The sequence below is a fragment of the Sphingomonas sp. CCH10-B3 genome (genome assembly GCF_001556185.1).
GTDB classification, from domain to species: domain Bacteria; phylum Pseudomonadota; class Alphaproteobacteria; order Sphingomonadales; family Sphingomonadaceae; genus Sphingomonas; species Sphingomonas aquatica.
In genome coordinates this window covers 52227-65304 of the sequence record NZ_LSIJ01000074.1, presented here as the reverse complement: position 1 = coordinate 65304, position 13078 = coordinate 52227, and the positions used below count along the sequence as shown (strand labels likewise).

The window sequence follows — 13078 nt, the reverse complement described above, 5'->3', positions numbered from 1 at the left end:
CCGGCGGGGCCACCCGCCCCCCCGCCGCCGGGCGCACCGCCCGGTCGTGCCTGTCCGCCGCCCTGGCCGCCCTGACCACCGCCAGGTCGGGCTTGTCCGCCCTGCCCGCCGCCCGGACCGCCGCCGCCGAAGATGCTGCCGCCGAATACGCTCTGCGGCGGCCGCCCGCCCGGCGGGATCAGCCCGATGAAGGGGTTGGGCCCCTTGCCCGCGCGAAACGCCTCGATCTGCTTTTGAAGCTTCGACTTGATCGCCATGGTGAAGTCGAAGCCATAGCGGAATTGCGTACTGCTCGTCTGGGCGAAGTTGATCGGTCGCGCGTCGATCCGCAGCAGTTGGCCAGTCGCGTCACGAGTGAAGCGATCGGGGAACGCCGCTTCGATTGCTGCCGTCGCGCTCGGGAAGCTCGCGACCGCATTGTTGACGCGCGTGTCGGTATAGCTTGCCGTGATGTTGAAGTCGGTCTTGGCGAAGGGCTTCAGCGTCAAGCCGAGCCGCTTCACCAGCCGGTCGCTCGCGCGCAGGTTGGGATTGCCGCCCGACAATGTGGTCACGGTCGCATTCTGGCCGAGCGTGAAGTCGAACACCCGCACGTTGAGCGTCGTGATCACTGGATTGCCAAGCTGCTGGACGCTCGGCGCATTGTCCTGCTGCGTCACCGATCCGATGAACCGCACCGCGTCGACCGGCGCCCAGTTGAAGCCATAGCCCAAGGTGCGCAGCGTGCCGAAGTCCGACAAACCATTGTAGGCAAGGTTGAAATTGCCCGACAACGAGCCGAGGAAAGGCAGGAAATCGCGCGCGCGACTAGCGATCGGCACGTCGAGGTTGAACTGGCCATTGGCGCTGGCACGGGCGAGACTGGCCGACTGGAAGACGCCCGCCCGCTGCGAATTGCTGTCGAAAGTCAGCGAGGTTCCCGCAACCTTGAAGCTCGCCGATACCTTGCCCGCGGGCAGCGTGAATAGCGATCCGTTGGCAAGCGCGTCGATGCCATAGCTGCTCGATGTCGACCGCGCGCGATTGGCGGCGAGCGGATCGAAGCTGCTCGGCGCGAATGGGCCGAACGGATTGGCGGTCGGATCGTTGGCATTCAGCCGCGCCTGGAACGCGGCCGTATCGACACCGACATCGGTCAGCGTTTCATTGTCGCTGCGGTCGTAGTTGGCGAGGATCGACCATTGCCACTTGCCGACATTGCCGTTGAAGGTCGCACCGAAATGCCCGGTAACGGTGTTCGACGACTGGCCGAGCGGATTGAAATCGCCCAGCGCACGATCGACCACGACGGCGCGGCTGAACGGCGAGAAGCGGTTCCCCACCGGCAGCGTCAGCGCGACGCTCGGCAGGCCGAAGGTGCCGCGGCTGTCCTGCGTTTCGATGCGGCCGTTGAACGTCGCCGACACATCCTTGAAGATCGTCGTTGCATAGATCAGGTTGGCGTCGAATCCGCGGCTCGCGGGCAGCAGGGTGCGGAACGGCGTCGGATCAGTGGCCGTCGCGCGGTTCGCGGTCCCCGCGAAATCGGCTAGCGTCGGATTGAGCGTGCCCGTCGGCACGCCCGCAATCGTCGTCAGCACGCCCGCCCGCGCCGAAAGCGCCGGGTCGATCTCGCCCCCCGTCAGCCCGACGACGTTGCCGGGGATCGAAAACGGGCTCGCCTGCGCGATGATGCCACGTTCGGCCTCGGTCAGCGCCGAGCTTTCCTGATATTCGATGTGCAGGTTGAAGCGCCCGCGCCGGTTGAGCGTCAGCACGTCGAATTCACCCGACGGCGTCGCGCGGCCGCCGCCGGTCGCGACGCGCCCCTCAATCTCGGTCGTGATTGCGCGGAAACGCGGGCGCAGGACGAAATTGATGACGCGCTGATCGGCCGAATAGCCGTATTTCAGCGCCACTTCCTCGGGCAGGATGTCGACACGCAGGATCGCTTCGGTCGGCAGGTTGCGTATTTCCTGAAAGCCCGAAATGCGGCGCCCGTTCAGCAGCACGACCGGCGGGCCATTGCCGCGACCCGATCGCAGCTGCGGCCCGAGTTCGGCGAGCAGATCATTGACCGAGCTGACGCCGTAGGACCGGATTTCGGCTGGCCCCAGCGTCTGATCGGGCGGGATGTCGCCGATGACCGAGCCCGGCAGATTGCGACCGGCGGTCACCGTCACTTCGGTGCCCTCGTCGCCTTCGTCCTGGACTTGCGCAGGCGACTGAGGAGTCGGGCGTGCCTGCGACGCCTGCTGCTGTGCGCAAAGCGCGCTCGGTGAAATGCCGGCAATCAGGACTGCCCCGGACAGGAAGGTACGCATTGCAAGTCTCCACGCCGACAAGTCCGGGGCCGCTATCAGCGACTTGTCGCAAAATTGTGTCAGAAACCGGCGGCGGTTGCGCTCGAGGAAAAATTGTCGCAACGCGCAATTTTCGGGAACATTGCGGACTGCTTTAGGTTAGGAGACGTCTGTGACGCGCGCGGAATTTCCCACATCGGCATTACCCTTCCGGTCGACAAAGGCCGCGGCCGCCGCGCTGTGCGTTGCAGCATCGGGCGCGCTGCTGCTGTCGGGTTGCGGCGGTGGGGCCGCCCAACCGAAGGACGCGCGCGGTGGGCCGGGCAAGAACCGGACGCCCGAAGTCGGTTATGTCGTCGTCCAGCCGGGCACGGCGCCGCTCGTCACCGAACTCACCGGACGCACCGCCGCTTATCAGACCTCCGAAGTCCGCCCGCAGGTGTCCGGCCTGATCCGGCAGCGGCTGTTCACCGAAGGCAGCTATGTTCAGGCGGGCCAGACGCTCTACCAGATCGATCCCAGCCTCTACCGCGCCAGCGGCGACCAGGCGCAGGCCAATCTGGCAAGCGCGCAGGCCGCCGCCGCTGCCGCGCAAGTCAAGGCCGACCGGTTCAAACCGCTCGCCGAGATCGAGGCCGTCAGCAAGCAGGATTACACCGACGCCCTCGCGCAGGCGCGGCAGGCGCAGGCGAGCGTCGCCCAGGCGCGCGCCGCGCTGGCGACGGCACGCATCAACCTGCGCTTCACGCGCGTGCCCGCCCCCATCAGTGGACGCATCGGGCGGTCGCTGTTCACGCAAGGCGCACTCGTCACGTCGAACCAGACCGAGCCGCTTGCGGTCATCCAGCGGCTCGACCCGATCTATGTCGACATCCGGCAGTCGGCTGCCGAACTGCTCGCGCTGCGCCGCACATTGTCGCAAGGCGGCGCGATCCCGACGCAGGCGGTGGTACGGCTGAAGCTTGAAGACGGCAGCGATTACGGCCTGACGGGGACGGTCGAATTCACCGAAGTGACCGTCGACGAAGCCACCGGCACCGTCACGCTGCGCGCGCGCTTCCCCAATCCGCAGAATCTGCTGCTGCCGGGTATGTTCGTGCGTGCAAATTTTGCCCAGTCGGTCAGCGGCAATGTCTATCTGGTGCCGCAACAGGGCGTCGCGCGCGATGCCAAGGGCAATGCCAGCGTGCTGATCGTCGGCGCAGGCAACAAGGTCGAACAGCGCGCCGTGATCGCCGACCGGACATCGGGTGCGAACTGGGTCGTCTCCTCAGGGCTGAAGCCGGGCGACAAGGTGATCGTCGAAGGCACCGTCAACGCCAAGCCGGGCAAGCCGGTGAAGCCCGTGCCCGCAGGCTCGCCGCAGCGGATTGCGCCGCCCGCCAACGGCAAGCGCGGCGGGTAATGCGCCGGTGATCTCGCGCATCTTCATCGACCGGCCGATCTTCGCCTGGGTGATCGCGATCATCATCATGCTCGCCGGCGTCGGCGGCATCCTGTCGCTGCCGATCGAGCAATATCCCGATGTCGCCCCGCCGCAGGTCAACATCCGTGCGAGCTATCCCGGCGCGTCTGCCGAAACGCTCGAAAACAGCGTCACCCAGATCATTGAGCAGCAGCTGACCGGCATCGACGGGCTGCTCTATTTCACTTCGTCGTCGAGCTCGCGCGGCCAGGCGACGATTTCGGCGACGTTCCAGAAGGGCGTAAACCCCGACATCGCGCAGGTGCAGGTCCAGAACAAGGTGCAGCAGGCGATCAGCCGCCTGCCCCAGCAGGTCCAGCAGCAAGGGCTGACGGTCACCAAGTCGAACCCCGACTTTCTGATGATCTTCGCGATCTACGATATCACCGACAAGCGCACCAATCAGGACGTGTCGGACTATCTGATCACCAATTTGCAGGATCCGATCGGGCGGCTCGACGGCGTCGGCGACACCAATGTGTTCGGCGCACAATATGCGATGCGGATCTGGCTCAACCCCGAACGGCTGGCGGCCTATTCGCTGATTCCGGGCGACGTGATTTCGGCGCTTCAGGCCCAGAATACCGAAATTGCGGCAGGCGAAATCGGCGGCCAACCGGTGCCGTCGACGCAGATGCTGAACGCGACCGTGACATCGCAGTCGCGGCTCAGCACGCCTGAGCAATTCCGCAACATCATCCTCAAAACGACGCGCGACGGTGCGATCGTGCGCCTCTCCGACGTTGCCCGCGTCGAGCTGGGCGCCGAGAATTACACGGTGCGCAGCCGCATCAACGGCCACCCCGGCGCCGGCTTTGCCGTCTCGCTCGCGCCGGGCGCCGACGCGCTCAAAACCGCCGAGCTGGTCAAGGCCAAGGTCGCCGAACTGACCAAGACGATGCCAACAGGCTTCACCGTCGCCTATCCGTCGGATTCGACGCTGTTCATCAAGCTGTCGGTCGAGGAGGTGGTGAAGACGCTGATCGAGGCGATCATCCTCGTCGTCATCGTCATGTTCGTCTTCCTGCAAAGCTGGCGCGCGACGCTGATCCCGACGATCGCGGTGCCGGTGGTGTTGCTCGGCACTTTTGCGGTGTTCGCGATCGCGGGCTTTTCGATCAACACGCTGACCCTGTTCGGCCTCGTGCTCGCCATCGGCCTGCTCGTCGACGACGCGATCGTCGTCGTCGAAAATGTCGAGCGGCTCATGGACGAAAATCCGGAGATGAGCCCGCGCGACGCGACGATCAAGTCGATGGAGGAAATCAACGTCGCGCTGATCGCGATCGCGCTGGTGCTGTCGGCGGTGTTCCTGCCGATGGCGTTCTTCGGCGGATCGACCGGCGTGATCTATCGCCAGTTTTCGATCACGATCGTCTCGGCGATGGTGCTGTCGGTGGTCGTCGCCCTCATCCTATCGCCCGCGCTGACCGCGACGCTGCTCAAGCGCCGCAGCGAGGAAAAGCACGACGGCTGGATTTCGCGCAGAACCGCTCCGGCGCGCGACTTGTTCAACAGCCGGTTCGAGCGGATGACCAATGCCTATGCGGGCACCATCGAAAAGATCGTCGACCGCAAGCTGATCTTTCTGCTGATCTATGCGGCCATCGCCGCGCTGCTGGTGCTGATGTTCGCGCGCCTGCCGACGGGCTTCCTGCCGACCGAGGACCAAGGCGCGCTCCAGCTTCAGTTCACGCTGCCGCCAGGCGCGACGCAGGTCCGCACCAATGCGGTGCAGGAGCGCGTCGAGCAATATTTCCTGAAGCAGGAAAAGGCCAATGTGAAGGCGCTGCTGACCGTTGGCGGCGGCGGTGGCGGCGGACCGGCGGGGCAGAACCAAGGGCGCGGCTTCGTGTCGCTGACCGATTGGGCCGATCGCCATGGCAGCACCAATGCCGCCGATGCGATTGCCCAGCGCGCGGCGCAGGCGTTTCAGGGTTTCCGCGATGCCCGCGTCAACGTGCTCGTTCCCGGCGCGATCCGCGGGCTGGGACAGTCGAACGGATTCACCCTCGAGCTGCTCAATACCGGCGGGCTGACGCGCGATGCGTTCAAGGCCGCGCGCGACCAGCTGCTTGCCGAAGCACTCGCCGATCCGGTACTGGCGCAGGTACGGCTGACCGATCTGGAAGACCAACCGACGCTCAGGGTCGATCTCGATCAGGCCAAGATGCAAGTGATGGGCATCGCCCAGGCCGATGTGAACGCCACGCTCTCGACCGCGTGGGGTGGTCGGTATGTGAATGACTTCAACGACCGCGGCCGGGTGAAACGCGTTTATGTTCAGGGCGACGCGCCCTACCGCGTCTCGCCCGAGGATCTGGCGCAATGGTATGTCCGCGCCTCCGACGGGTCGATGGCGCCCTTCTCGTCCTTCGCGCGCACGAGCTGGTCGGCAGCCCCGCCGTCGCTCGCGCGCTTCAACGGCATTTCGTCGTTCGAGTTCTCAGGCCAGGCGGCACCGGGCCGCAGCTCGGGCGAAGCGCTCAACCGGATGGAGCAGCTCGCCGCCAAATACACCGGCACCACCACCGCGCTCGCCGGCTTGTCGTTTCAGGAGCGGCTGTCGTCGGGGCAGGCGCCCTATCTCTATGCGCTGTCGCTGCTGGTCGTGTTCCTGTGCCTGGCCGCGCTGTATGAAAGCTGGACGATCCCGGTCGCGGTGCTGCTGATCATCCCGCTCGGGCTGGTCGGCGCGGTGTTTGCCGTCACCCTGCGCGGCCTGATCAACGACGTCTATCTGCAGATCGGCCTGCTGACGACGATGGGCCTTGCCGCCAAGAACGCCATCCTGATGATCGAATTCGCCGAGCAAGCCGAGAAGCAGGGCAAGCGCGTCATCGAGGCCGCGATCGAAGCCGCGCGCATCCGTTTGCGGCCGATCCTGATGACCAGCCTCGCCTTCATTTTCGGCGTGCTGCCGCTCGCGATCTCGACCGGTGCGGGCGCCAATTCGCGCATCGCGATCGGCACGGCAGTGATCGGCGGGATGCTGACCGCGACGATCCTCGCGGTCTTCTACATCCCGCTGTTCTTCGTGATCGTCCGCCGCACCGCGCGCGATACGTTGAAGAAATTCCAGCATGACAAGGCACCACCGCCGGAGCCCGCGGCATGAAGCGGGTCGCGCTCGTGACGCTGGTGCTGCTCGGCGGCTGCTCCTTCGTGCCGAAAGAGACACGCCCCGCCGCGCCGGTGCCGCCCGCCTTCCCCATCGGCCCGGCCTATGCCGCCAATGGCGAGGCGCTGCCGAGCGTCAGCTACCGCGACATTTTCCGCGATACACGCCTGCAAAAGATCATCGAGCAGGCGCTCGCCAACAACCGCGACCTGCGCATCGCCGCCGCCAATGTTGCGTCGGCGCGCGCGCAATATCGCATCCAGCGCGCCGAGCAATTGCCGCTCGTCAACAATAACAACACGGTGGCGGTCGTCGATCCCGGTACCGGACGCACCAACAACGGAGGCGCGCCCGTGATTGGCGGACAGCGCACCAACTACAGCCTCGGCCTCGGCGTCACCTCGTTCGAGATCGACCTGTTCGGCCGCCTCGCCGCGCTCAGCCGGGCCGAGCAGGCACGCTATTTCGCGACCGAAGCCGGCGCGCATGCCACCCGGCTCGCGCTGGTCGGCGATGTTGCCGCGGCCTGGCTGCAATATGGCGCCGACCGGAGCCTGTTCGCAATCGCCGAGCAGACCCGCGCCAACGCCGAGCGCAGCGTTGCGCTGACCAAGGCGCGGGTCGACGGCGGCGTCGCGCCGCGCACCGATCTCGCCCAGGCCGAACTGACGCTCGCGACCGCGCAATCGGACCTCGCCGAGCAGACCACCGCGCTGGCGCAGGACGTGAACGCACTCGAGCTGCTGGTCGGCGCGACTGTCGATCCGGCGCTGCTGCCGCCATCGATCGAGGATGCGGCGCCGACGGTCGCCGCCCTCCCCGCCGGGCTCGATTCGGGCGTGCTGCTGCGCCGCCCCGACGTCGTTCAGGCCGAATATCAGCTGCGCGCCGCCAATGCCCAGATCGGCGCCGCGCGCGCGGCGCTGTTCCCGCGGCTTTCGCTGACCGCCTTTGCCGGCCTTGCCTCGAACGGCTTGAGCCAGCTCTTCACGACGCGCGCGTTCAACTATTCGGCGACGCCGGGGATCAGCTATCCGGTGTTTGCCGGGGGCCGCAACAAGGCCGGGCTCGATCAGGCGCGCGCGCAATTCGACGCCGCCGTCGCGACTTATGAGCGCACCATCCAGACCGCCTTTCGCGAAGTCGCCGATGCGCTCGCGCGGCGCGGCACGATCGGCGACCAGCTCGCCGCGCAGGAGCGACAAGCCGCGGCCGCCGCCGACAGCTTCCGGCTGAGCGAAGCGCGCTACAAGGGCGGAATCGACACCTTCCTCGCCAGCCTCGTCAGCCAGCGCAATCTTTACCAGGCGCAACGCAGCCTCGCGACGACGCGGCTGACCGAAGCAGCGAACAAGGTCACGCTCTACCGAACGCTCGGCGGCGACGCGCTGCTCGATTCCTCGCCCGACGGGCCGTTGGCGGTGAGCGCGGCGAGGCGCTAAACTGCTGTCTTCGGGCAGCAGAGGGACCGACGATGTGGCAGCGCGTGACAGGCTATGGCGTGTTTCTGGCGCTTGGCACTTTCGCTCTGCAGTGGCTCGATTATCAGGCGGCGGTGCGGATGCGGATGGGCGACGTCTATCTGGCGCTGGTGGCTCTGCTGTTCCTCGCGCTTGGCATCTTCGTCGGCGCCCGCGCGCTGCGCCTTCCGGCACCGATGGCATTCGACGGCAATCCCAAGGCGATCGATGCGCTCGGTATTTCACCACGCGAACTGGCGGTGCTGCACGAGCTGGCGGCGGGCAAATCGAACAAGCAGATCGCGCAGTCGCTGAAGGTCTCCCCCAACACGGTCAAGACACATGTCGCGCGGCTGTTCGAGAAGCTCGAGGCGCAGCGGCGGACCGAGGCGATCAATCGCGCCCGCGAACTCGGCATTGTTCCTTGAGATATTTCGGGTGACCGGTGCCCAATCACCCTTTCGGGCGATTGCCCGGCACATGGGGCAAGGCAAAGAACACGCCGTTCCAACAAGGGAGGCATGGATGCTGCGCAATCTGTTTTTCTATGGCGTGATCGCCGGGGTGATCATCGCGGTGCCGACGTTCGGCCTGACGGTGCTGATGAAGGACAATCCCCCGACCCAATATGGCCTGGTGTTCGGCTATACGACGATGCTGGTCGCGCTGAGCGCGATTTTCGTCGCGATCAAGCGCCAGCGCGACGTCGAGGGCGGCGGCGTGATCCGCTTCTGGCCGGCGCTGGCACTGGGGCTCGGCGTCAGCCTGATCGCCGGCATCTTCTATACGGTCGCCTGGGAGGCGGCGCTTGCGGCAACGGGGATGGACTTTGCCAATGACTATGCCGACCATCTGATCGCGCCGGAAAAGGCCAAGGGCGTCAGCGCCGCCGCGCTCGCCAAATTCACCGCCGAGATGGAGGCGTTCAAGGTTCAGTACGCCAATCCGCTCTACCGCATGCCGATGACCTTTACGGAGATTTTCCCGGTCGGCGTGCTGGTGTCGCTCGTCTCGGCGGCGCTGCTCCGCAACAGCCGCTTCCTGCCGGCGCGGGGGGTGGCTCAGTGAAAGTCGCGTGATTTGGGGATGATGCGCACGTCGCGCGGGTGGCTGCCGCGCGGCACGTTGCTGCGGGGATGCTGCGGGTGGTCGAATTCGTCGGCGCGGCTGCGCTCGGTGGGCGTGTTGCCGCGTTCGGAAAGCGTATCGAGCATCGCCGTGCGGTCGATCACCCGGTTCGCCATCAGGTGGATCACGCCTTCGGGGCTCTTCTGCACTTCGCCTTCGACCAGCATCAGCCGCGACGCCATCACTTCGCGGCGATAGCGTTCAAAGCGACTCGCCCAGAGCACGATATTGGTGACGCCGGTTTCGTCCTCGATCGTGATGAAGATCGCGTTGCCATTGCCGGGGCGCTGGCGGACGAGGACAATCCCGGCGGTGCGGATGCGCTGGCCATTCTTTGCGGCACTCGTCTGCGCGCAACTGGCGATCCCCTCGGCAGCGAGATCGGCGCGGAGGAAACTCATGGGATGCGCTTTCAGCGACAGCCGCGTCATCTGGTAATCGGCGACGACATGCTCGGCGTCGGTCATTTCGGGGAGCGCATAGTCGCCCTCGCTCCCGAGTTCGCGCGCGCGCGCGGCGGCAAACAGCGGGAGTTCGCCGGTCGGGGTACGGCGCACGTCCCACAGCGCGGTGCGGCGGTCGAGCTCGAGCGACGCAAACGCATCGGCATCGGCCAGCAAGCGCAGCGCGCGTTGCGGCAAGTCTGCGCGGCGGGCGATTTCCTCGATTGCCGAGAAGGGACCGTTCAGCCGCGCCGAGGCAATCGCTTCGGCCCAGTCGCGGCGGAAGCCGGTGATCTGGCGGAACCCGAGGCGGAGGGCGTGGGCTGCGCTTCTTTCTAGCCCCTCCCCTTCAGGGGAGGGGCTTACGCTCCAACCCATTATCCCATTCGCTCGCATTGACATCGATCCCGCGCACCTCGACACCGTGCTCGCGTGCATCGCGGACGATCTGCGCGGGCGCGTAAAACCCCATCGGCTGCGAATTGAGCAGGGCGGCGGCGAACACCGCCGGCTGATGGCACTTGATCCACGACGAGACGTACACCAGCCGCGCGAACGACAGCGCATGGCTTTCGGGAAAGCCGTACGAGCCGAACCCCTCGATCTGCTGGTAACAACGCTCGGCGAAATCCTGCGCGTAGCCGCGCGCGACCATCCCGCCGACGAGCTTTTCCTGGAACTTGTCCATGCCGCCGACATGCCGGAAAGTCGCCATCGCGCGCCGCAACTGGTTCGCTTCGGACGGCGTGAAGGCCGCCGCGACGATCGCGAGCTTCATCGCCTGTTCCTGGAACAGCGGCACGCCGTAAGTCTCGCCGAGCAGGGTCCGCAGCTCGTCGGGGTCGTGCGGCGGCGCGGGCGAGGGGAATTCGACCTTCTCGAGTCCAGACCGCCGCCGCAGATAGGGATGCACCATGTCGCCCTGGATCGGCCCCGGCCGCACGATCGCGACCTGCACGGTCAGGTCATAGAGTTTGCGGGGCTTCAGCCGCGGCAGCATGTTGATCTGCGCGCGGCTTTCGACCTGGAACACGCCGATGCTGTCGCCCTTGCACAGCATGTCATAGGTCGCGACGTCCTCGGCCGGGATGCTGTCGAGCTCGTAATCGCCGAGGTCATGCTCGCGCATCAGCTCGAAGCTCTTCTGGATGCACGTCAGCATCCCGAGCGCGAGCACATCGACCTTCATCAGCCCCAGCGCATCGATGTCGTCCTTGTCCCATTCGATGAAGGTGCGGTCCTCCATCGCGGCATTGTGGATCGGCACCATCTCGTCGAGCCGCCCCTGCGTCAGCACGAAACCGCCGACATGCTGCGACAGGTGGCGCGGGAAATTGAGCAACTGGTCGACCAGCAATTTCATGCGCTGGATGTTGGGATCGGCGAGGCTGAAGCCGGTTTCGGCGAACCGCTTTTCCTCCATCGCGCTGGCATAGCTGCCCCAGACGGTGCTGCTGATCCGCGTTGTCACATCCTCGGTAAAGCCCAGCGCCTTGCCGACTTCGCGCACCGCGCTGCGCGGGCGGTAATGGATGACGGTCGCGGCAATCCCGGCGCGGTCGCGGCCATAGCGGCGGTAGATGTACTGCATCACTTCCTCGCGCCGCTCATGCTCGAAATCGACATCGATGTCGGGCGGCTCGCGGCGCTCCTCCGACACGAAGCGCGAGAACAGCAGGTCGTGCTGCATCGGATCGACCGAGGTGATGCCGAGCAGGAAACACACCGCCGAATTGGCGGCCGACCCCCGCCCCTGGCACAGGATCGGCGGATCGCAACTCCGCGCGAAGCGGACGATGTCGTGGACGGTCAGGAAATAATAAGCGTAATCGCACTTGCGGATCAGCGCGAATTCCTCGTCGAGCATCTTTTGCAGCCGATCGGGAATGCCGTCGGGGTGGCGCGCGCGCGCGGCCTCCAGCGAGAGATGTTCGAGCCACGCCATCGCGTCCCACCCCTCGGGCACCGGCTCATGCGGATATTCGTAGCGGATCTGGTCGAGCGAGAAGTCGATGCGCGCGAGCAGGCGGTCGGTCTCGGCGACGGCTTCGGGGCAATCGGCGAACAGGCGGGCGATTTCGGCCGGGGATTTCAGGTGACGCTCGGCATTGGCCTCGAGACGCTTGCCCGCCGCCGCGATCGTCGTGCCGTGGCGGATGCAGGTGAGGATGTCGTGCAGCGGCCGTGCGGCGGGATCGGCGAACAGCGCGTCGGTGGTCGCGATCAGCGGCACGCCGAGCCGCGTCGCGCGCGCCTTGGCCCGTGCGAGCAGGCGCCGGTCGCGGCCATGAAAGGCAAAGGTCGCGGCGAGCCATACGCGGTCGGGGGCGACGGATTTGAGGCGCCTGACTACCCTATCAACCCCTCCCACGTTCGTATCGAGCGAAGTCGAGATACAAGCCACAAGCGACACGACCTCCGCCTCCCGTGTCTCGATGTCTCGATCAAGCTCGACAGAGCCTTCGCTCGACACGAACGGTGGGGGTGGAGAAGGTCTGTCCTCCACCCGCAGCGCCACCACATTGGTCGGCGGATCGACCGCCAGCTCGTACCGCTCGCGCGCATGATGCAACGGCACCGTCTGCGCCGGATCGACGCTCGACTCCGGCATCACGATCAGCAGCAGATCTTCGGCATGGCCCAGCAGGTCATCGAGCGAGAGGATGCAACTCCCCTTCTGCGCGCGCAGATTGCCGAGCGTGAGGAGCCGGCACAGCCGCCCCCAGCCGCGCCGGTTGGCAGGATAAGCGACGATGTCAGGCGTGCCATCGGCAAACACCAGCCGCGCACCGACCGCGAGCTTGAAGTCGATCGGCGGTAGCCCCGCCTCCGCCGCCGCCTCGCACGCCTCACGCAGCGCCAGATGCGCGCGCGCCGTCCCTGCCACCGTATTGCGATCGGCAATCCCGATGCCGCTCAGCCCCAGTGCAAGCGCGGTGGCGACCATGTCCGACGGATGCGACGCCCCGCGCAGGAACGAATAATTGCTCGCGGCGACGAGTTCGGCGGGCATTATCTTGGTTCACGCGGCGCGGAGACGCGGAAATTGCCGACTCCTTTATTCGTCATTGCGAGCGCAGCGAAGCAATCCACGGCGTCTCGCGTGACACTGGATTGCTTCGCTGCGCTCGCAATGACGGTGTTTTGTCGTGAGCGGGAACCGCCCCGCGCCGCCGCGT

8 protein-coding genes are annotated in these 13078 nt (G+C 66.2%); 5 read left to right on the top strand and 3 right to left on the bottom strand.

Annotated features, from left to right (window positions below):
- Positions 1-2303, bottom strand: a 2303-nt coding sequence (locus AX672_RS12660) for a TonB-dependent receptor (RefSeq protein ID WP_066651892.1), incomplete at its 3' end; no start/stop codon positions are given.
- 217 nt (positions 2304-2520) lie between these two features.
- On the opposite strand from AX672_RS12660, the gene AX672_RS12655 reads away from it, so the two are divergent.
- From AX672_RS12655 to AX672_RS12635, 5 genes are all read left to right on the top strand, one after another.
- A complete protein-coding gene (locus AX672_RS12655) occupies positions 2521-3687 on the top strand; it encodes an efflux RND transporter periplasmic adaptor subunit (RefSeq protein WP_066651906.1) in 1167 nt (388 codons plus the stop codon).
- A 7-nt stretch (positions 3688-3694) separates the two neighbouring features.
- Entirely contained in the window at positions 3695-6865 is a 3171-nt protein-coding gene (locus tag AX672_RS12650; RefSeq protein ID WP_066651905.1) for an efflux RND transporter permease subunit, read from the top strand.
- Positions 6862-8310 (top strand): efflux transporter outer membrane subunit, encoded by a 1449-nt coding sequence (locus AX672_RS12645; RefSeq protein WP_066651891.1) that lies wholly within the window; start codon positions 6862-6864, stop codon positions 8308-8310. The genes AX672_RS12650 and AX672_RS12645 overlap by 4 nt, the downstream gene beginning before the upstream one ends.
- 32 nt (positions 8311-8342) lie before the next feature.
- Positions 8343-8756: a response regulator transcription factor gene (locus AX672_RS12640; RefSeq protein ID WP_066651889.1), complete on the top strand. Its 414-nt coding sequence runs from the start codon at positions 8343-8345 to the stop codon at positions 8754-8756.
- Between the two features lie 97 nt (positions 8757-8853).
- The gene (locus tag AX672_RS12635) at positions 8854-9396 is read left to right on the top strand and encodes a DUF4199 domain-containing protein (protein WP_066651887.1); all 543 of its coding nucleotides are present in this window, start codon (positions 8854-8856) and stop codon (positions 9394-9396) included.
- Here the strand turns inward: AX672_RS12635 and AX672_RS18655 are convergent.
- Complete coding sequence (locus AX672_RS18655; protein WP_231731323.1) at positions 9390-10277, bottom strand: helix-hairpin-helix domain-containing protein; 888 nt, start codon at positions 10275-10277, stop codon at positions 9390-9392. The genes AX672_RS12635 and AX672_RS18655 overlap by 7 nt on opposite strands.
- Positions 10249-12912 carry an error-prone DNA polymerase gene (locus AX672_RS12630; protein WP_168727470.1) on the bottom strand — a complete coding sequence of 888 codons (2664 nt, stop codon included), beginning with the start codon at positions 12910-12912 and terminating at the stop codon, positions 10249-10251. The genes AX672_RS18655 and AX672_RS12630 overlap by 29 nt, the downstream gene beginning before the upstream one ends.
- Between the last annotated feature and the right edge of the window lie 166 nt (positions 12913-13078).

Excerpts from the sequence above, each read along its gene's own strand:
- AX672_RS18655 (WP_231731323.1), bottom strand. The coding sequence starts at position 10,277 with ATGGGTTGGAGCGTAAGCCCCTCCCCTGAAGGGGAGGGGCTAGAAAGA.
- AX672_RS12635 (WP_066651887.1), top strand. The coding sequence starts at position 8,854 with ATGCTGCGCAATCTGTTTTTCTATGGCGTGATCGCCGGGGTGATCATC.
- AX672_RS12640 (WP_066651889.1), top strand. The coding sequence starts at position 8,343 with ATGTGGCAGCGCGTGACAGGCTATGGCGTGTTTCTGGCGCTTGGCACT.
- AX672_RS12630 (WP_168727470.1), bottom strand. The coding sequence starts at position 12,912 with ATGCCCGCCGAACTCGTCGCCGCGAGCAATTATTCGTTCCTGCGCGGG.
- AX672_RS12645 (WP_066651891.1), top strand. The coding sequence starts at position 6,862 with ATGAAGCGGGTCGCGCTCGTGACGCTGGTGCTGCTCGGCGGCTGCTCC.